13 protein-coding genes and 1 riboswitch are annotated in these 20,544 nt (G+C 48.9%); of the genes, 6 read left to right on the plus strand and 7 right to left on the minus strand.

All coding sequences use genetic code 11. The features are described from left to right. The 4 genes from V7S65_RS00785 to V7S65_RS00800 all read left to right on the plus strand — a co-directional run bounded on the left by V7S65_RS00785 (window position 1) and on the right by V7S65_RS00800 (window position 6,907). Complete coding sequence (locus tag V7S65_RS00785; RefSeq protein WP_336386550.1) at window positions 1-588, plus strand: RNA polymerase sigma factor; 588 nt, start codon at window positions 1-3, stop codon at window positions 586-588. Between the two features lie 76 nt (window positions 589-664). After that, window positions 665-1,624 carry a FecR family protein gene (locus V7S65_RS00790; protein WP_336386549.1) on the plus strand — a complete coding sequence of 320 codons (960 nt, stop codon included), beginning with the start codon at window positions 665-667 and terminating at the stop codon, window positions 1,622-1,624. 91 nt (window positions 1,625-1,715) lie between these two features. After that, the gene (locus V7S65_RS00795; RefSeq protein ID WP_336386548.1) at window positions 1,716-5,099 is read left to right on the plus strand and encodes a SusC/RagA family TonB-linked outer membrane protein; all 3,384 of its coding nucleotides are present in this window, start codon (window positions 1,716-1,718) and stop codon (window positions 5,097-5,099) included. 17 nt (window positions 5,100-5,116) lie between these two features. Then, a complete protein-coding gene (locus V7S65_RS00800) occupies window positions 5,117-6,907 on the plus strand; it encodes a RagB/SusD family nutrient uptake outer membrane protein (protein ID WP_336386546.1) in 1,791 nt (596 codons plus the stop codon). A 43-nt stretch (window positions 6,908-6,950) separates the two neighbouring features. On the opposite strand, the gene V7S65_RS00805 is transcribed toward V7S65_RS00800, so the two are convergent. The 7 genes from V7S65_RS00805 to V7S65_RS00835 all read right to left on the minus strand — a co-directional run bounded on the left by V7S65_RS00805 (window position 6,951) and on the right by V7S65_RS00835 (window position 17,293). Beyond that, window positions 6,951-7,952: a c-type cytochrome gene (locus V7S65_RS00805; protein WP_336386545.1), complete on the minus strand. Its 1,002-nt coding sequence runs from the start codon at window positions 7,950-7,952 to the stop codon at window positions 6,951-6,953. A gap of 29 nt (window positions 7,953-7,981) precedes the next feature. Further along, a complete protein-coding gene (locus V7S65_RS00810; RefSeq protein ID WP_336386544.1) occupies window positions 7,982-9,418 on the minus strand; it encodes an aryl-sulfate sulfotransferase in 1,437 nt (478 codons plus the stop codon). A gap of 38 nt (window positions 9,419-9,456) precedes the next feature. Further along, a complete protein-coding gene (locus V7S65_RS00815) occupies window positions 9,457-10,986 on the minus strand; it encodes a RagB/SusD family nutrient uptake outer membrane protein (RefSeq protein ID WP_336386543.1) in 1,530 nt (509 codons plus the stop codon). Between the two features lie 19 nt (window positions 10,987-11,005). Beyond that, a complete protein-coding gene (locus tag V7S65_RS00820; RefSeq protein WP_336386542.1) occupies window positions 11,006-14,359 on the minus strand; it encodes a TonB-dependent receptor in 3,354 nt (1,117 codons plus the stop codon). A gap of 115 nt (window positions 14,360-14,474) precedes the next feature. Continuing rightward, complete coding sequence (locus tag V7S65_RS00825; RefSeq protein WP_336386541.1) at window positions 14,475-15,674, minus strand: FecR family protein; 1,200 nt, start codon at window positions 15,672-15,674, stop codon at window positions 14,475-14,477. A 51-nt stretch (window positions 15,675-15,725) separates the two neighbouring features. Beyond that, entirely contained in the window at window positions 15,726-16,322 is a 597-nt protein-coding gene (locus V7S65_RS00830; protein WP_159454226.1) for an RNA polymerase sigma factor, read from the minus strand. Window positions 16,323-16,420: 98 nt separating this feature from the next. After that, window positions 16,421-17,293 (minus strand): SDR family oxidoreductase, encoded by an 873-nt coding sequence (locus V7S65_RS00835; protein WP_336386540.1) that lies wholly within the window; start codon window positions 17,291-17,293, stop codon window positions 16,421-16,423. A gap of 120 nt (window positions 17,294-17,413) precedes the next feature. Next, window positions 17,414-17,614: riboswitch (cobalamin riboswitch) on the plus strand. Between the two features lie 193 nt (window positions 17,615-17,807). Here V7S65_RS00835 and metE point away from each other — a divergent pair. Both metE and V7S65_RS00845 read left to right on the plus strand, forming a co-directional pair. Further along, window positions 17,808-20,099 (plus strand): 5-methyltetrahydropteroyltriglutamate--homocysteine S-methyltransferase, encoded by a 2,292-nt coding sequence (gene metE, locus V7S65_RS00840; protein ID WP_336386539.1) that lies wholly within the window; start codon window positions 17,808-17,810, stop codon window positions 20,097-20,099. Between the two features lie 20 nt (window positions 20,100-20,119). Continuing rightward, window positions 20,120-20,503 (plus strand): acyl-CoA thioesterase, encoded by a 384-nt coding sequence (locus V7S65_RS00845; RefSeq protein WP_079468697.1) that lies wholly within the window; start codon window positions 20,120-20,122, stop codon window positions 20,501-20,503. Window positions 20,504-20,544 lie beyond the last annotated feature (41 nt).

Consider the following 20,544-nt stretch of genomic DNA (forward strand, 5'->3'; position numbering starts at 1 on the left):
GTGGACACGAACGAAATAAATGAAGCCACTATTAAAGAGGCGCTGAAACGCGGCGACAGGGAGGCGCTGGGGCAGTTGTTCCGCCTGTATTATCCCCGCCTGCTGGGATACGCCTGCAAATTTGTGACGAAAGAAGCCGCGGAAGATATTGTGCAGGATGTGTTTATACAATTGCAGCATAAAGGCGCCGCCGGCGATATCAGGCAAAGCCTCCCCGGATACCTTTTCCGCTCCGTACACAACAGCTGTGTGGATCACCTGAGACATGAAATGGTACACCGGCGCTATGTAGACGCCGCCCTTACCGCCCTTTCCCTGGAAGAAGCAGCCTGGTACGACCCCGAAAAAGGACGGCAAAGCCTGGTCCTCACCGCGGGCGACGATGAGGTGCAGCAAGCCATCGGGCAACTGCCTCCCAAATGCCGCGCTATACTGGAACTCCGCTACAAAGACGGCCTCCGGACCAAAGAAATATCCGGTATCATGGGCATATCTGCCCGCACCGTAGAAACACAACTCTATAAAGCCATGAAACAACTCCGCTCCAGTATTAAAAAGGTGAAAATCCTCCTCTGGTCGTTATACTGATCGCCCTCTCCGGCCGGTCAAATTTTTTTTTATCCACGTACGTAGAATTGATTTACTCATCCGTCTTTATATTATCATGGAAGAACAAGATTTTGATTATAATCTCCTTGTCAGGTTTATTGAAGGGAACGCAGATGCCCGTGAAAAGGAACAGGTGATGGATTGGCTGCATCAAAACGAACAACATAAACAGCTGTATTTCCAGGTAAAGGATATCCTGGACTATGCCGCCGCGCCCGGCGTAACCGCCGCAGAAACAGAACAACGCTGGCAACAGGTATCCGCCCGGTTAGCAGCAGCGCCAGCCACCGCAAAAGTATTATACCCGTGGTACCGGGTGGCCGCAGCAGTAGCCGTATTGATGATCCTGGCCGCCGCCATATTATACACCTGGTTCCCCGCGCGTCCCGCCCTGGTAACCATCCTTAATAAGGACGCCGCTCCCAAAGTGGTGATGCTGCCAGACAGCAGCCAGGTATGGTTACTGAAAGGCAGTGAACTAAGCTATGCCCCCGGCTGGGAAAAAGAAAGAAAAGTGACGCTGAAAGGAACCGCTTTTTTTGAAGTAAATAAACACACGGAACATCCTTTCACCGTAAAGATGCAGCAGATGGACATCATAGTACTGGGTACCTCTTTCATTGCCAACAGCGGCGCTGCCACCGCCGCCGCAGCGGTGAGCGATGGTATGGTAAGAGCGGTGCTGCCGGAAAAAGAATGGACGCTGAAACCCGATGAAGGCGTTTTCTTTAAAAATGGAAAAAGCAGCAAACAGGTAGTGCATGGCAGCTACTACCGGATGATGAAAGCCGGCTACTTCGACTTTAATAATACCACGATGTCCGAAATCGCGGAAATCCTGCAGGTGGTATATGGCTACCAGGTAACGGTAAGGCAGCCGGAAGTATTGCAGCAACGCAGTATGAGCGGACATATGGCGATTAGTGATGAGGCCAGTCTCCATAAAGCAATTTCAATTATTATGCACGTAGAGATAATAAAAGATGGACAACAAATAATTATTCAACCAAAATAAACAGATCGAACGATAATGAATGAGCCTGCCGGCAGGAACAGTGTACTGAAAAGGAAAACCAAAATTAAAATCAGATAAATCAAATCCCGTTATGAAGAATTTGCTTCCACTTACGTGGGGACTGGCACTGCTATGCCTGACTACCAACGTGTTTGCCGCGGACGACGGCTTACGGCAAAACTTTGCCGGTAATGGTTATAACCATAACGCCTATACGCCGGTAAACGAAAAAGTTTCACGCGATACGCAGCTAACACTAAAAGTTGCGCTGGAGGAGATATACAGGGTAAAAGGCATCCTGTTTATTTACAACGATCAGCAAATAGAAGGGATCACCTTTCCCCGCCAACTGCTGAAGCTGGAAGCAGCCCCGCTGATAACAGCCATCGATAAAATATTGACCAGTCACCAGCTGCGATGTAGTAAACTCAATAATAAACAGTATCTCATTGTAGCGGCATCAGAAAAAGATGCACCCGCCGCGCAGGTTACGGAGTTACCGCGGAAACCGGCAGTCGTCATCTCCGGAAATGTAAAAGATGGTATCGGTAACCCGTTGCCGGGAGTAACGGTGAAAATCAGCCGCACGGGCAAAGGTATCATCACCAACGCTGCCGGCCATTATGCGATCGACGCAGAACCACTGGACACCCTGGAGTTTTCTTTCATCGGTTATAAGAAACAGCTGCAGCCGGTACGCAACCGCCTGGAAATGGAAATCACGATGGAAGCAGAAGAAGGAGGACTCAATGAAGTAGTGGTAATAGGCTATGGCAAGCAACGGAAAATAAGTTTGATCGGCGCGCAAACAGGCATTAAAATAGAAGAACTCAAACAGCCGGTCCGCAACCTCAGCACCCTGCTGGCAGGCCGCCTTGCCGGCATCATCGGTGTACAACGCAGCGGCGAACCGGGTTACGACGATGCCCAGATATGGATCCGCGGCATCTCCACTTTTACAGACAGCCGTCCACTGGTGCTGGTAGACGGCGTTGAACGGCCTTTCTCCAATATTGACCCCGAAGATATTGAGAGCTTTAATATCCTCAAAGATGCCTCCGCCACAGCTGTATACGGCGTAAGAGGCGCCAATGGCGTTATCGTGATCACCACCAAAGGCGGTAAAGCACAAAAAACACAGATCAACGCCGACCTCAACAAAGGCATCACCCAATTTACCCGCCTGCCTCATTATGCCGATGGCGTAACGTATATGAAAATGGCGAATGAAGCCACCACCACCCGCGGAGGCACTGCCCAGTATTCGGAAGAAGCGATCCGGAAAACCGCCACCGGAGAAGATCCGGAGCTGTATCCCAACGTGAACTGGATAGATGAAATTTTCAGAAAGAATGGCAGTAATAAACGCGCCAACCTGAATATGCGCGGTGGCACAGATGTTACCAGCTACTACGTGTCCGTTTCTTATTATGATGAAATAGGATTGTTTAAGAGAGATGATCTCGCCAAATATAATTCTGACATAAAATTTACCAGGTATAACTTCACTTCCAACCTGAACATGAAGGTGACAAAAACCACCCGCCTCGAATTTGGCGTGCAGGGTTATATCGGCAATGGTAACTATCCCGGCACAGGTACCGACGCTATTTTTGATGCCGCCATCAAACTGCCGCCAATCGTGCATCCTCCCAAATATTCGGATGGCCGCATCGGCGGACAACGGACCGGCGACGTAACCAATCCCTACGACCTGCTCACCCAAACCGGCTACGCCACCGAGTTCCGGAACCAGATCTTTTCAAATATCCGCCTCCGGCAGGATCTCGGTTTTCTCGTGAAAGGACTGTCGTTTACTACCATGTTTTCTTTCGATAGCTATAACCTGCATAAAATGGCCCGCACCAAAACAGTAGATAACTGGATTGCCACCGGCAGGGATGCGGACGGTAAACTTATATTTGAACAAACCCGTATCGGGACCAACTATTTGTCTTACGCCCGGAGCAACGGCGGTAACCGCCAGTTCTATACTGAAACCGCCCTTAACTACGACAATACATTTGGCAAACACCGCGTAGGCGGATTACTGCTGTATAACCAGAGCGATAAAATAGACGCTTTCAAAGATGATTTTATTGGCTCTATTCCACGCCGGCAGCGCGGCCTGGCAGGAAGGGGTACTTACTCCTGGAGCGACAAATACCTCGCGGAAGTGAACTTTGGTTATAATGGCTCTGAAACATTTTCCCCCAACAGGCGATATGGATTTTTCCCCTCGGCCGGTTTGGGCTGGGTAGTATCCGGTGAAAACTTTTTCAGACCCATCACCAACACTATCCAGTTCTTAAAGTTTCGCTTCTCCTACGGACTGGTAGGCAACGGGGAAATCCTCGATGGCGATAACATCCGCCGCTTCGCCTATATCCCTATTGTGGCATCTACCACCGGGTATACCTTCGGAAAAGACCGCAACAATACGTTTAACGGATATGATATCGGTGAATATGCTTCCGACGTAACCTGGGAAACCGCGAAGAAAACAAATCTCGGGATGGAAATCACCACGTTCAGGGACAAGCTGAATATCCAGGTAGATGTTTTTAAAGAGAACAGGAAGAACATTTTCCTGCGCCGCTCTTCCATACCCGCTTTGATAGGCCTGCGCAGCAATCCTTATGGTAATCTCGGCAAAACAGAAAACAAAGGCATCGATATCTCGATAGATTACAACCATAAAATCGGCGCCGTACAACTCAATCTTAAAGGCAACTTTACCTACAACCGTAACAAGGTAATAGATGACGATTTGCCCGCGTGGGCCTATCCCTACCTGGAAAGAAAAGGACAAAAGATTGGTCAGCGTTTTGGCTACATCGCTGAAGGACTGTTCGCTGATTCTGCAGAGATCCTCCGGAGCCCGGTGCAGAACGGTAATGTACGTCCCGGCGACCTGAAGTTTAAAGATATCAATGGAGATGGTGTCATTAATGCCTACGATCAATCGGCCATCGGGTACGGTTCCGTTCCTGAAATTGTATATGGTTTTGGCGTAAATGCCGCCTATAAAAACTTCTCCATCGGTTTATTTTTCCAGGGTATTTCCAATGTGGATATCTATGCTTATGGAGAAGGCTTTGTACCCTTCCAGCAGGGCGGTACCCGCGGTAACCTGATGGATGTGATCACCGACAGGTGGACCCCCGAAAATCCTAATCCCCATGCGTTTTATCCGCGCCTGTCGTTTGGCGATGTGAATGATAATTATAAGTCCAGCACGTGGTGGGTAAAAAATGGGCGCTACCTGCGACTGAAAAATGCAGAGATCAGCTACACCCTTCCGCCGCAGTGGCTGAAACGGGTAGGGGTACAGCGTTCCCGCATTTATGTGATGGGGTATAACCTGGTCACCTTCAGTCCTTTTCAGTTGTGGGACGTAGAGCTGGGCGAAGGCCGTGGTACTAAGTATCCGCAGCTCACTACCTATAACGTAGGCGCATCATTTCAGTTTTAAAGCTAAAATCTAAAGGGATGAAAAACATGATTCTAAAATATACTTTGCTGGCGGTGATCCTCGTGATAGCGGCCGGTTGTAAAAAGGGTTTCCTCGACCAGGTGCCGGATGACCGTATTACCATCGAAGAAATTTTTTCCAGGAAAAGAACTACAGAAGAATATCTTGCTAATGTATATTCCTATGTGAGAGATGAAAGCAATCAGTGGCAAAGTAACCCGTGGACAGGCGCCTCCGATGAGGCAGACATGACCTGGGCCAGGAGCGGCTACAACTCCTATTTCATGAACATCGGAAGCTGGGATCCTACTTCCGGGTTCTTTGATTTCTGGATAGATAATTATAAAGGCATCCGTTCTGCTACCTATTTTATGGAGAACGCCGATAAGTGTCAGGAAATACTTAACCAGCCCGGCGGCGCAGATATTATAAAACGCTATAAAGCGGAAGCCCGCTTTCTGCGCGCTTATCTTTATTTCGGATTACTGCGCCAATACGGCCCTGTTCCATTGCTTGGTGAAAGCGCTTTATTACCGGACGTTCCTTTTGAGCAAACACAAATTCCCCGCAGCAGCTACGACGAATGCGTGAATTTTGTAGCGGCTGAACTGGACCGTGCAGCGCAGGACCTGCCGCTGCAACAATCCGATGAACTGGAGTATGGCCGCATTACCAAACCCGTGGCCATGGCCGTAAAGGCCAGGATGCTGCTGTATGCTGCCAGCCCACAGTTCAATGGCAACGCAGATTATGCCAGCTTCACCAACCAGGATGGGCAGCCGCTTGTCAGCACTACCTACGATGTGAATAAATGGAAAAAAGCGGCGGATGCGGCCAAAGCCGTCATCGACCTGAACCTGTTTCAGCTATACCGGGTAAATGATGCCAGCGGCGCCTATGATCCGTTTGCTTCCTGCCGCGATGCCATCATGTCGCCGTGGAATAAAGAGGTGATTTTTGCGCGGGCAGGCAACGGCGTGGACCAATGGGAAGTACATTGCTCCCCACGTTTTGCCGGCGGCTGGAGCGGTGTTGCGGCCACCCAGCAAATGGTAGACGCCTTTTTTATGGAGAATGGAAAAGCTATCGATGAAACCGGCTCCGGGTATGTGTCTTCGGGCTTCTCCACTGCGGATACACGCTACACCACTGCCGGCACTTACAATATGTATGTAGGAAGAGAACCGCGTTTTTATGTGTGCATTACCTACAACGGCATGACCTGGTTTAATAAAAGTGAAGGGGAGAAGAAAGTAGAACTGTTTAATACCGGCAACACCGGGAAAAGAGGGACGTACGATTATTCCCGCACGGGTTATCTCGTCCGCAAAAACTATCACCCGGATACGTATCCCCGGTTGGGCCGTTATGTATACCGTCCGTTTGTGCTGTTCCGGTTGGCTGAAATGTATCTCAGCTATGCGGAAGCCCTGAATGAAGCTGAACCCGGAAACGCAGATATCCTGAAATATATAAACCTTATCCGCGACCGCGCAGGTATTCCCGCTTTGCCCGGCGGCCTTTCGCAAACAGAAATGCGGGAACGCATCCGCCGCGAACGCAGGGTGGAACTGGCTTTCGAATGCCATCGTTACTTCGATACCCGCCGCTGGAAAATTGCAGAACAAACTGATGGCGGACCATTTTATGGAATGGACGTAGATGCAGGTACCAGTTTAACGGATCTTTCTTTCTACAAGAAAACAGTATTCGAAACAAGGATCTTCCAGAAAAAACATTACCTGTTTCCAATACCGCAATCTGAAATAGACAGGAATAAGAAATTGGTGCAGAACCCCGGTTGGTAGCATTAAAGAGAAGAGGGAAGGCCAGCAGCCTTCCCTCTTCTCTTTAATAAATTGGCTTTAACCCCTTCGCTTTCCAGTAGTCGATAATGGGTTGGTACGGCCCGAATTTATGTTGTGCTACAGAGAAGGTATCCACAAAAGGACCGTGGTCGTAGTCAATTGCTTTTTCCGCGATATGCGGATAATCAAAGCTTTTTGGATTGGGCCTGGTGTGAATCTTGTCGTTGTTTACAAATGCGGCAATGTCCATCGCTTCTTTATCGGAGAGGAATGGTTTGCCAGGTGTTACTTTATCGTAAGGCATATTGTTTTTCAGCCATTCTGCCTGTTTAATAACGCGGTGCATACTGGAACCGGGTTGATAGGCGGTGTTGCCCCACAGTGGCGGATATACGTAAGTGCTTTTGTCTGCGTTCCATTGTCCTTCTCCGTTCTGACCATGACAGCGGGCGCAGTTGGTTTGATAAAGCACCTGTCCGTTTTCAGGATTGGCAGCAATATCTGGGAAGGTAACGTGCAGATTTTTGGCGCCTTTGAAAGGTTTGTTTTTTGGAACAAATGTGCTGATCCATTTAAAGTAAGAAAGAAAGGCTACCATCTCTTTGCTGTCCAGCGGGAGCGACTTGCCGTTGTGCGGACGCATCACGCAGTTGTTCACCCTTTCTGCCAGTGTAAGCACTTTGCCCTCCCTGCCGCGGTATTGCGGGTAGTTATCGTGCGACGACATGAGGTTAAAGGAAAATGCTTTGGTACCCGCATCCTGGTGGCAGTTGGTACAATTCATTTTATTACCAAGATACTTCCCGGCGCTGCCATCCGGCCCGATGTAACGGGCGGTGTTGAGCATCAGTTCCCGGCCATACTTCACGGACTCGCCAAATTGATCATTGGGTATGAGGGTGGTATCGATGTTGATGTATGTTTCGGTTTCAGGTATTGCAGCTGCGGTTGTTTTTGTTTCTCCTGTTACCGGCGCTCCGCAGGAAGATATGATGGCTATTATCCCCCAGCAACCAATCACGCAAATCACAATTAAGCGTTTCATGTATAGTTTTTTTAAGTACACAATTATTGTTAATACCCTGGCTGAATGATGTAAGGGGCCAGTCTTTCCGCCGGGATAAAAGACGCCCGGTAAGACGACATGCCTGTTCTCAGCAGCCAGAGAAACCTTCCCTGGAAGTTGGTTAGTATCACCGTATTTCTTTTCGTAGCGCATTGCAGCAGGGTAGTGTCTCCCACTAAATAACTGCTTCCCATTCTCTCATTATAATTTTCCCGCGGTAGGAGGGTGTTGATGCGAAGCTGCGCCTGTTTTGTGTTTTCATCCAGTTTAAAGGAAAGCGTTCTCGATGTTTTTTTACTCACCCCGTTGTCGAAGAACATCAGTTCACCGTGTTCATTGATATGCAGGCCGTGCGCCTGGTCAAACAGCGCTTCCGCCGGCATGTCAAAGTCGCCGTTTTTCCCGAATGTCCAGAGGCGCTTACCGGTGTGGGCATCTATCTTCCATATCTGCCCGTTGTTATAAAAAGAGATGAGGTAGTTACCATCTTTATCAAACGCAATGCAGTTGGCGTGCATCCAGTCTTGTTTTTCTTTTAAGATGTTTTTATCGTCCAGCGGATTCAGTGCATCAAATACTGTCCATTTCCATACCTGTTTGCCTTGCCTGTTCAACACCAGGATGCCATCGCCTCTTACGGTATCCTGTTTACTGCCGCCTTTACTGCTCAGGTCAAAGATTCTTTCTTCCACGCAAAGCGTTACAAACTCATTGTTGGGATTCAACAGTATTTCGTGATGGATGGTTTGTTTGAAATCCTGTTGTCCTTTTTTGAGATTGGCCAGCGTATCGCCGGAAAGTGACAGCTCCAGGATCTGGTCGCCGTAACTGGTTTCGTAGCCGGGGCCGCCCAGCAGGGTGAGGAAGGTGTTGTTGTCCGTAAACTTAGCTACTTTAAAACCGGTGCCGCTTACCTGGTGGTACCAGGTAACATCGCCTTTTGCGTTGAGCAGGAAAAGAACACCCGGATCTTCGCGGCGGGTAAGCATTACATAGCCCTTTCTGAAGGTAGCCGGTAACACGGAGCTATCGGGGCATACCACGCTGAACATATCTTTCATCCATACCGGGAAACCGGAAGTGTTGAAAGTATAGGTTTTGCTGGGATAAAGATCTTTACCATGACCGGTTAAGATACGGTATTCGTATGCTTTTCCCGGCAGCAGGTTGGTGAGCACTATCGTATGACTGATCCGGTGTTTGGACAGTGGGGTAGTGGTGTGTTGTTGTGCCTGTTCTTTTGGCCAGTATTCCACTGCTGCGTCTACGGTGTCGGTACACAGGATATCCGTTTTTACCTTGATGGCATTTTGTCCCTGCGGGTTGAGTGTAATGGAAACAATATCATTGCCGCCACTATTCATACAGCCGGATGCAAACAGCAACAACGCTGCTGCCATTGATAGCAATGGCAGCGGGCGTTGTATTTTATTCAATTTAATCATTTGCAGTATTGAATAATTTAGAAAGACAGTAATGCCGGTTATTGACGGCGGCCACTGTTGCTGAGATTTTTATTAAGATCTGTTTGCGCCTGTGGATAAGAGAAATATTTATCCCGTGCCAGGTTGATGGTAGGGGTTTTTCCTACGGCGGTGAGGTAAGTGTTTACCATGCTTTCGTATTTACCCATGCGGATCAGGTCTTGTCTGCGTTTGCATTCAAAGAAAAATTCCCAGCCGCGTTCCTGCAGAATAGCATCGCGCAAACTTTCTTTGGTGAAGGTGCCGGCAGCGCCCAGGTTGGTAGCATGGGAGCGGTCTTTCACCTGGTTAATCAGCCCGATGGATTCGCTGTTGGGGCCATTCAGCTCATTCAGCGCCTCGGCTCTGCACAGCAGGATATCTGCATAGCGGAGTATCGGGAATACGTGACCATCGTAATAAGTAGTAGAACCATTAGGATCGGCAAACTTGGTGGTGGCTACATCCGGCATGTAGTAGTAACCATCCGGTGGATTGGTTTGTCCCGGAGGCGCCTGCATGTAATGCAAACCATCGGTACCTATATAGTCAGAATAGAACATCTTTTTACGGTCGTCGTTCGCTGCAAAAGTATTCCAGAAGTACCAGGTTAAAGCGAAATACTGCCATCTGTCGGTTACCTGCGGATTGTTGATTGGGCCGAAGTGGTTCATGATTTCCACGGCATCTACCAACGGATCGGCGAGCGCGCTGAAAATACTTTCCTGGCACCATTTGTTTTTCTCTGCAAATAACCCTGCGTAGCTTGGATACAGTCCGTAGCCGAGCTTCATGATTTCAGTGGTAAGGTCCAGTGCTTTCTGCCATTCATGTTCGCGCATGTACAGTTTGCAGAGTAAAGACATGGCGGCGCCTTTGGTGGCACGGCCAATATCGTTGGAGCTGTAGATGGCGTTGTTTAAATAGTTGACAGGAAGATGGGCTGCCGCAAATTCCAGGTCGCTGATGATCATTTTATTGATCTCTGCTACCGGTGTGGTAGGCAATGATGCTTCATAATCCGGCTGGGCCACATTCTTTGCTACTGTTTCTTCCGTTACTACTATTACCGGTCCGAAAGCATCTGTGAGATCTACATATCCCAGTGCGCGCAGGAAACGGAGTTCCGCAGTGAACTGGTCTTTTTGCGCATCTGTGATGCTGCTCATTTTAGGAATATAGTACAAAGATATGTTGGCATCTGCCACCAGCTTGTACTGATGCTGCCAGGCAAAGGCAAGATAGGTATTGGCGGGCGCCCACTGGCAATCAGACATCAGGCCCACATCCCCGCCGGAGCTGGCGTGGCCTACATCGGTAGTTAAATCTGAAATGGTTACCTGGAAACCGGCATAATACATCCATGCATCCGATCTGCCGCTGGGTTGTTTGAGTCTTGAATAAACGCCGTTCACAGCAGCTTTGGCGTCACTCAAGGTGAGGAAGGCGTTGGCGTCTGTGAGATAACTGTATACTTTGGGTTCCACCATTTTTTTGCACGAACTGGCGCCGAGCAGCAAGGTGGTTAATGCGATATATGCGTATTTCATTTGTTCCGGAATTTACAGGTTAAAAATTCAATTTAAGACCCGCGGTAAAGGTGCGGTAAGCAGGGAAAGCGGTATAATCCAATCCTGATGAAAGGTTGGCGTTGCTGCCGCTGCTATTGAGATTGCTGTTTACCTCAGGGTCCGATCCTGTATATTTAGTAATCGTGAATAAGTTTTGTACGGAGCCATATACTTTAATGCCTCTCAGGCTTTTCAGGAAAGTTTTGGCTACCGGGATATTATAACCGAGCATCAGCATTTTACAACGCAGGTAAGATGCGTTTTCCACAAAGCGGGAGTTCATCATGCCGCCGTAAGCAATGGCATATCCATCTCTAGGAATATCGGTGTTTTCGTTGTTGGTAGTCCACCGGTTCAGCGCCGCTTTACCCGGACCGGATTCCAGTACAAGACCGGTACCGTTATACAGGCTGTAGTCCAGTGCGCCCTGCAGGAAGATGTTCAGTTCAAAACCTTTATAGGCAAAGTTGTTATTGATACCATAGATATAATGCGGGTTGGCATTGCCGAGATAGGTACGGTCGTTGGCATCAATAATGCCGTCCGGCTTACCACCGGGACCACTGATATCCTTGAATTTGGGATCGCCTGCTTTTGAATTTGGTTGCGTAGGATGCGCTTCACCGGTTTTTATTACGCCATCATAAATGTAACCATAGAAAGTACTTAACTCCCTTCCCGGTTCCAGTTTGGTAAAGTCCATACCACGGCCGCCATACAGGTTAGCGGTTTGTGTAATTACATACGGACGGCCACCGAGGTCGAGGCAGTTTTGTTTATTGTAGGCAATGTTTACCGTAGTGTTCCAGGTGAATGCATGGTTGATAACATTTTCTGTAGTAACTGATAATTCTACTCCTTTATTTTCAATGCTGCCGGCATTCACTGTTTGTACTGCAAAACCATTCCAGTCGCCAATAGGCATATCAAAGATCAGCCTGTTGGTTTTTTTCCGGTAGTAATCGATGGTAGCGGAAACGCGGTTGTTGAAAAAGCCCATGTCTATTCCCACGTCCAGTTGCGCGGTGCTTTCCCATTGCAGGTTTTCATTAGGCAAACGGGTGATAACCGTACCGCCATAACTGTTGCTGCCTTCTCCAAGTGACACATTGGTAGGGCCAAACAGCGACATATAAATATAATCACCGATCCTGTCGTTACCGGTAACACCGTAACCACCTCTTACTTTCAGGTTGGAAAAAATATTCAGGTCTTTGATAAATTCTTCTTCACCTGCTCTCCAGGCCAGGGAGCCTGAGGGGAAAATACCAAAACGTTTGTTGCCGCCAAACTTAGAAGAACCATCCCTGCGCACAGTAACAGTAGCCAGGTACTTATCTTTCAGGGAGTAGTTGATCCTTCCGTAGGCAGAAGCCATTTTCGCGGGAATAGTGCTGCTGGTGCTGGATAACCGCTCTGTACCTGCTTCCAGGTTGTGGTATAGAAATGCGTCTGTACTGAATTTCTGTACCAGCGAATAATGTTTCTGGTACTTATCAGACTGGTAAGATACCCCTGCTACTACGTTGAGGGAGTGAATGGTGTTAAATACTTTCCTGTAAGTGAAGTAAGCTTCCACCAGGTTGCGCGTAACGGCCAGGTCATTTAAGCTGGCTTTGCCCTGTACTTTTTCACCGTCTACCAGGTCGCGTGGCAGATAGGTGCCTTCTTTGGTGGTGGTGTATTCTGTACCGCCGTTCACACGGAAGTTAAGGCCGTCCATGATCTGGTAGTCCGCATATACGTTAATATTCACCTTGTTTTCAAACCGGTCGTTGGTAGGCGCCATTAACCATGCCAGCGGGTTATCCCTTCCTTTGAAACGGGCGTAGGAGCCATCTTCATTATACACGGGGATGGCCGGTGAAGCGGTGAGTACGCCATACATTACGTTAGAGGGAACGATGTTACCATCATAGGTTTTGAAATTGGTATAAGCGTGTGAGGCGTATACGCTGGCTCCTGTTTTAAACCGTGCTGCGAATTGCTTATCGTAATTGAGTCTTACAGAATACCTTTCAAAAGAAGTATTTTTTAATGCACCGTCCTGTTTGAAGTAGCTGCCTGATAAGGCTACCCTGTCTTCCGCCGTACCGCCGCTTACGCTGAGGTTATGGCTTTGCACCATTCCGGGCCGGGTGGTTAATTTAAACCAGTCGTTATCCCGGCCGCTGGCCAGGTCGGCAGCGGTATAGAATGCAGGTTGTCCTTTTTCAATGGCTTTGGCATTGGTGACCTGCATATTTTCCAGGCCATTCATTTTATCGTATTCTTTGATGATCCTTTGGGTACCGTAGTAGCCATCGTACTGAATGGCTGCCCTGCCGCTTTTACCTCTTTTGGTGGTGATCATCACTACGCCGTTAGCGCCGCGGGCGCCGTAGATGGCGGTGGAAGACGCATCTTTCAGGATCTGTATATCATCGATATCATTCGGGTTGATGTCCTTTCCGGTTTCGGAAGGGAAGCCATCTACTACGTATAATGGTTCGTTGGTGGATTTGATGGAGTTGCCGCCGCGGATGCGCACAATGGTTTGTCCGCCCGGCGCTGCGTTCGACTGGCTCACCTGCACCCCTGCGGCGCGGCCCTGGATGGCCTGTGCAGCGTTGCTGGTTACACCGCCGAGGTTCATCTGGTCGCTGGAGATGGAGCTGATAGAACCTGTCAGGTCTTTCTTTTTGGTAGTACCATAACCCACAACCACTACGTCGGTGAGGTTAGATACTTCTTCAGAAAGCGTCACTTTAAAGTTGGTGGTTTTACCATCAAACTTTACGGACCAGGCTTTAAAGCCCACCATAGAAATTTCCAGTGTTTCACCGGGATTGGCATTGATCTTAAAGGTGCCGTCGGTGCCGGTAACCGTACCGAGTTTGGTGCCTTTTACGGTCACAGTGGCACCGGGTAAAGGCTGGCCTTTGTCGGTGGTAACTACGCCATGTACTTCAATAGGCGGCGGTGGCGTAGTAGCCGGTTGTATGGCCGGTTTTGTTTTTACAATGATAGCGCCACCTTCAATACTATACGTGAGGGGCTGATTACGCATGAAAAGATTCAACGCATCATTTACAGGCATATTGCTTACCGTGATATTGGCCCTGCCGCTTTTTTCCAGCAAGGCTTCATCTGCCAGGATATTGAGGCCGGTTTGTTTATTGATTTCCCGGAAAACCTCTTTGGCGGTAGCATTTTTCATCGACAGGCTTACTACCTGGTTCTGGCTGCTGGCTACGCTCACCTGTGCCGTGGTGGCGAAACATAGCAGGGCCAGGAACTGACTGACCTTTAGATGTTTGGTTGGACGCCGGTTGTGCTTACACCGGGAACTGGCAATAGTACGTAATTGCATACTTGTGCTGAGTTTTGATTGAGAGAATGGTTTGGTTGTGCTATCTGTTTTAATAAATCCCTGTTACCATGACAGCTCCGTCATGCTGGTTGATATAATTGTTCACCTGCGGGCGTTAATCGCCCTGTACAATCAGTTTTTTTCCTTCTAAACGATAATTAACATCGTTGGCATTCAACATTTTTAAAACATTCACCAGGCTGCTGCTGCGGCTGATCATCCCAAAAAATTTCCTGGGCTTAATGTGTCCTTCGTATACAATCTCCACGTCGTACCAATGGGAAAATTGCCGCAATACAGTAGTAAGATCTGTGCTCTCGAACTGGAAGTATCCTTCTTTCCAGGCTATTATTTCTGCGGTATTTACACCGGTTACTCTTTTTACATTTCCGTTAGGGCTTACCTGCGATTGTTCGCCCGGCGCCAGTTGTATGCTGCCCTTTTTACTGTTTATTTTCACTGCACCCTGCAACAGGGTGGTATTGATAGTAGCTTCGTCGGCGTACGAGTTGATATTGAAATTGGTGCCCAGTACATCCACGGTCATCTGGTTTACCTGGATGCGGAAGGGGCGGTGCGCATCATGCGCAATTTCAAAATAAGCTTCGCCGGTTAGTTCAATGCGGCGTTCATCGCCTGCGAAAGTGGCCGGGAAGCGGATCGAAGAGGCGGCGTTCAGCCATATCCTGCTGCCATCGGCCAATACCAGCGGATAGGTTTCCCCTGCCGCAGTAGTTAGTGTATTATAGATGGGAGCGCTGCTGGCGCCCTTTGTTTTTACATATACCAGTTGTCCGCCCTGGTTGTGGATAGCGCTGTTGCCCTGTTGCGCCAGTTGCTGGATCCCGGCGCTGTCCAGCACTATTTTTTCCCCGTTGGCCAGGGTGAGTACCGCTTTATGCTGACCAGGCGCTGCTGCTGCCGGCGTCGTTTTTTTCACTACCATGGCCACCGGAGTGGCTGGCTGCCGGAAATAATAAACAACCGGGATGGCGAGCCCAATGATCACGGCTGCCGCGGCCGCAAGTTTAAACGGACCAAAATTTCTCCTGGAGGGAGGCATGGATATTACAGGAGCGCCCTGGATATGCTGTAACAGCTCTTTCCTGACCCGGTCGCCGGGTTCGTGGGAGTTGGAGCCGCTATCGGGCTTTACCTGCCGGAATGCCGCCTGCATTTCCTCCAGCAGCATACGGCCGGAAGCGTCGTCCCGCAGATAGTCCATCAGCTCAAGGGCTTCCTGCGGACTACAAGTCCGTTGTTGCCAGCGTTGCAGCAATAACCGGTAATATTCATTGTTCCTTTCGGTGGGCATATATATACTATCCCAAAAAAAGAAGGTAGGGTGGGTTGGGAGAAAAAAAAATTATTTAGAGGAGTCGAGGAGGATCCCTGAAACCAGTAACAGGGGGAGAATACCATCGGTATTGGTATAGAAGAAAAATTTAATGCTTTTCATGGCCAGCACCATATGTTCTTTTACCGTATTACGGGAGATGCCCAGTTCTACGGCTACTTCTTCATAGCTTTTGCTTTCTTCGCGGCATAGCCTGAACACCTTTTGCCGCTGAGGGGGCAATTGTGCAATGGCTTTATGGAGTAAAGATTCATATTGTTTCCATAATAAAGCGGTATCCGCATCTTCCGTTTGCTGCTGTAGTTCCTGCATTACCTGTAAACGGAGGGCGGCGTCGGCGCTGATCTTCTTCATCAGCTTAAATACATGATTCCGGGTAATACGGTACAGATAACCACTGAATGATAATTCAGGGTTGATCCGCTCCCTAATCTCCCAGATCTTTATAAACACTTCCTGCAGTGCATCTTCGGCCAGTTCCGGGATATTGATGAAGTGGAGAATATACGTGTAAAGTGAAGGGTAATACTGGTCATATAAGGTGATATACGCTTCAGTATCCCCTTGCTGCAGTCGTTGCAGCAGAACCGCTTCTTCATTGCTCACTGGATGCTCTATTTGATAACTAAAGTAAGCAATTGGCGGAAAATTTCTGCAAATTTTTGCGGAAAAGGAGGGGGAAGTGTTCCCCCTCCGCATGGTCGTCAGGAAAACAGGGGCGCATATTCAGTGGCAAATGCCGCGAAATCACGCGCCGGCTTCCCCGTTACGTCCATTACCGCTGTGGAAACAGCCGCTGCTTCGCCGCGGGCGTAATGGGCATAGTCTTCAATAAGCCCCTCCGCCTGCCAGGCGGGAAATCCTGCGTGCAAAAGGGCGGGCAGCAGTTCCGCATCGGTAACGTTGATGTAGCGGATGGTACGCCCCAATGCGTGTGACAGGCTTTCGGCCAGCGCTGCATGGGTGAGCGGTTGTGGCCCGGTGATATCATAGGTTTTGCCTTCATGCCCGCTGGTGGTGAGGGCGGCAGCAGCAACGGCGGCAATGTCGCGGGTGTCTACCACGCTGATGGAAGCATTGCCGGCGGTGGCAAAGAATTTATTTTGCGTGGCAATTGTTTCGCGGAAGCCCAGCAACCCCTGCATAAATAAATTGGGCCGCAGGAAAGTGTAGGCCATACCGGATAAGCGGATCTCTTCTTCTACGGCGGCATGGTACCGTAAAAAACGTACGGGCGATTGCGCAGCTGCATGAAGCTGGGAGAGCTTTACGATATGTGGTAACCCGCTTTTAACAGCAGCGGTTACAAAATTGCTTTGCAGTTTCCCTGCTTCTTCAGAAGAATTGGTGAGCAGGAAAGCGCGTTCTATACCTTTCAGTGCAAGGGCTAAGCTGTTTGCATTGTTAAAATCGCCGGTTACTATTTCAGCGCCGGGTAAGGCGGCGATCGTGTTTGCGAGATGGTCTGTTGTACGCACCATGGCGCGGAACGGAACGCCCTGTGCAGATAAATGTTTGGCCAGTGTAGTACCAATATGCCCGGTAGCGCCGGTGATCAGAATATTTGCCTGTTTCATAGCTGTTTGTTTTTATGATGTAAAACTCGGCTTTCCGCCAGGCAGGAAATTGTAAGAAAACGAAACGGATTTGATAGTTGCGGGGATTTACTATCTTCGCCCCCGGTTCTTTATGTATTACTAATCGAAGCAAATAATGGTTCCCGCTGAAAAGCGGGATTAAAAGGGAACTGTGTGTAAATCACAGGCTGTCCCGCAACTGTAAGCTTCCGGCAGCGTAATGCTGCAACTGGTAAATAATATGCCACTGTTCCTGACAGGAATGGGAAGGTGTTTACCAGCGGAGCAAGCCAGGAGACCTGCCTTTATTTCACTTTGACAATGCTTTCGGGGATTGAAGCGTGTCAGGTTTCGGTATCGGTAATTACTAAGAACAGGCGTATGCATGATTACATCATGCGCTTGTTCCTGTATGTATACCATGCCTTCTCCTTCCGTATATATCTTCTCAAAAACATTGCTGTACTATATAAAAGAGCGTGAACGTCATGTATCACCTTTTAAACAATCAGTAATGATTATCCACAACTTAGGCTATCCGAGGATAGGTAGCCAGCGTGAATTGAAAAAAGCCTGCGAAAGCTACTGGACAGGCAAAATTACCCTCGATGAATTACAGGCAACCGCCCGTAATATCCGTTTACAAAACTGGGCGTTGCAGCAACAGAAAGGGATCGACTGGATTCCCTGCAATGATTTTTCCTTCTACGACCAGGTGCTGGACACTGCCCTGATGGTAGGCGCTGTACCACAGCGTTACCGCACCTTACAGGAAAAAAAGATCCGGGAAACAGACCTGCTTTTTGCAATGGCGCGCGGCTACCAGCGTGATGGCGACGATATCACCGCAATGGAAATGACGAAATGGTTTGATACCAACTATCACTATATCGTTCCTGAATTTACAGCCGACCAAACATTTCATTTCTTCTCCCGCAAAGTAACCGACCAGTTCCTCGAAGCAAAAAAAGAAAACTATGCTGCCAAGCCGGTGATCCTCGGTCCTGTATCTTTCCTGTTACTCGGAAAAGAGAAAACGGCTGGCTTCAACCGTTTATCACTGATTGATAAACTGCTGCCGGTATACCTCGAAGTGCTGTCGCAGCTCATCAAAGCCGGCGCTGAAGTAGTGCAGCTCGATGAGCCCTGCCTGTCGCTGGACCTGGATGAAGCGGCCCTGCAGGTATTTATCGATACCTATGCGCAAATTCACGCGACCTTCCCGCAACTGCATATTCTCCTGGCTTCTTATTTTGAATGCTATGGAAAGAACCTGCCGGTAGCGCTGGCATTGCCGGTGCAAACATTGCATCTCGACCTCGTGCGTTGCCCGCTGCAACTGGATGATATCCTGGAAACAGCCATTGCCAATACTTCTTTACACCTCTCGCTGGGCGTAGTGGATGGCAGGAATATCTGGAAGAATGATTATACACGATCTTTACAGCAGATACAAAAGGCAGTAAGCGTGTTGGGAAAAGACCGTATTGCCATTGCGCCTTCCTGCTCATTGCTGCATGTGCCGTGCGACCTTGATAACGAAACAGCCCTTTCTCCCGAAATTAAAAACTGGATGGCCTTTGCCAAACAGAAATTGCAGGAGCTGAAAGACCTGCGTGATATCGTGAACGGCAACACTGCATTGCTGGACACCAACAAAGCGGCTATTCATAACAGGGCCACGTCGCCACTCATTCACCGCAAGGAGGTGAAAGACCGGGTAGCGGCATTTACCGCTGCAGATGCACGCAGGAACAGTACGTTCCCGGTACGTCAAAACATCCAGCAGCAACAGTTTGGGCTTCCGCTGTTTCCCACTACCACTATCGGGTCGTTCCCGCAAACAGATGACATCCGGCAGTTAAGGGCGCGTCTGAAAAAAGGAGAGCTGACTACTGAACAATATGAAGCCGCCATTGAAAAAGCCACCATAGAAGTGATCCGCTGGCAGGAAGAAATTGGCCTGGATGTACTGGTACATGGCGAGTTTGAGCGAAATGATATGGTAGAATATTTCGGGGAACAACTGCAGGGATTCCTGTTTACAAAAAATGGCTGGGTACAGAGTTACGGCAGCCGTTGTGTAAAACCACCGGTTATTTTTGGAGATGTAAGTCGCCCGGCAAACATGACCGTGCGCTGGAGCAGCTTTGCACAGGCGCATACCGATAAGCTGATGAAAGGCATGCTCACCGGACCTGTTACCATTTTGCAATGGTCTTTTGTAAGAGACGACCAGCCGCGTTCTACCACCGCCAACCAGATTGCATGGGCGATCCGCGACGAAGTAGTGGCGTTGGAGCAGGCAGGCATTAAAGTGATCCAGATAGATGAACCGGCTATCCGGGAAGGCTTACCTTTGCGTAAAGAAAACCGCGCAGCCTACCTGGAATGGGCGGTACAGGCGTTCCGTATTTCCGCCAGCGGCGTAAAGGATGAAACGCAGATTCATACGCACATGTGTTACAGTGAATTCAACGATATCATTGAGCATATTGCCGCGATGGATGCCGATGTGATTACCATCGAAACTTCCCGTTCGCAGATGGAGTTACTGGATGCTTTTGCCGGTTTTAAATATCCTAACGAGATAGGACCCGGTGTATACGACATCCATTCTCCCCGCCAGCCGTCTGCGGAAGAAATGATTTCACTGCTGGAGAAAGCCGCTGTTACGCTGCCAGCCCGCAACCTGTGGGTAAACCCTGATTGCGGTTTGAAAACCCGTAAGTGGCCGGAAACAAAAGCGGCATTGTCGAATATGGTCCGGGCAGCGGAAGTGATGCGCGAAAAAGCATCTTTATAAAAAAGAAAAACAGTACAAACATGACTATAGAAGAAAAAATTCTTCATTCGGAAACCCGGATCTTTAAAGCCGTATTTCCCAGTACTACCAACCATTACGATACGTTGTTCGGCGGCACGGCCATGTCGCTCATGGATGAAGTGGCGTTTATTACGGCTACCCGTTTTGCACGTAAAAAAATGGTGACGGTATCTTCCGGGAAAATAGATTTTAACCGGCCCATTCCGGCGGGTACCATTGTGGAGCTGATCGGAAAAATAACCGAAGTAGGCAATACCAGTGTTAAAGTGTTGGTAGAAATATACATTGAAGAGATGTATTCCTATTCACGGGAAAAGGCTATCACCGGCACTTTTAGCCTGGTGGCCATTGGAGAGGATAAGCTACCGGTAAGCGTGAAGTAGTCAAAAAAGAAAGAGGGGGCGCTTGTAAACAAACGCCCCCT

The organism is Chitinophaga sp. CCNWYY40, assembly GCF_037483205.1.
GTDB lineage: Bacteria > Bacteroidota > Bacteroidia > Chitinophagales > Chitinophagaceae > Chitinophaga > Chitinophaga ginsengisegetis.

Coding starts and splice junctions, on each gene's coding strand:
- V7S65_RS00795 (WP_336386548.1), top strand. CDS start 1,716: ATGAAGAATTTGCTTCCACTTACGTGGGGACTGGCACTGCTATGCCTG.
- metE (WP_336386539.1), top strand. CDS start 17,808: ATGATTATCCACAACTTAGGCTATCCGAGGATAGGTAGCCAGCGTGAA.
- V7S65_RS00805 (WP_336386545.1), bottom strand. CDS start 7,952: ATGAAACGCTTAATTGTGATTTGCGTGATTGGTTGCTGGGGGATAATA.
- V7S65_RS00815 (WP_336386543.1), bottom strand. CDS start 10,986: ATGAAATACGCATATATCGCATTAACCACCTTGCTGCTCGGCGCCAGT.
- V7S65_RS00820 (WP_336386542.1), bottom strand. CDS start 14,359: ATGCAATTACGTACTATTGCCAGTTCCCGGTGTAAGCACAACCGGCGT.
- V7S65_RS00835 (WP_336386540.1), bottom strand. CDS start 17,293: ATGAAACAGGCAAATATTCTGATCACCGGCGCTACCGGGCATATTGGT.
- V7S65_RS00825 (WP_336386541.1), bottom strand. CDS start 15,674: ATGCCCACCGAAAGGAACAATGAATATTACCGGTTATTGCTGCAACGC.
- V7S65_RS00800 (WP_336386546.1), top strand. CDS start 5,117: ATGAAAAACATGATTCTAAAATATACTTTGCTGGCGGTGATCCTCGTG.
- V7S65_RS00790 (WP_336386549.1), top strand. CDS start 665: ATGGAAGAACAAGATTTTGATTATAATCTCCTTGTCAGGTTTATTGAA.
- V7S65_RS00845 (WP_079468697.1), top strand. CDS start 20,120: ATGACTATAGAAGAAAAAATTCTTCATTCGGAAACCCGGATCTTTAAA.
- V7S65_RS00810 (WP_336386544.1), bottom strand. CDS start 9,418: ATGATTAAATTGAATAAAATACAACGCCCGCTGCCATTGCTATCAATG.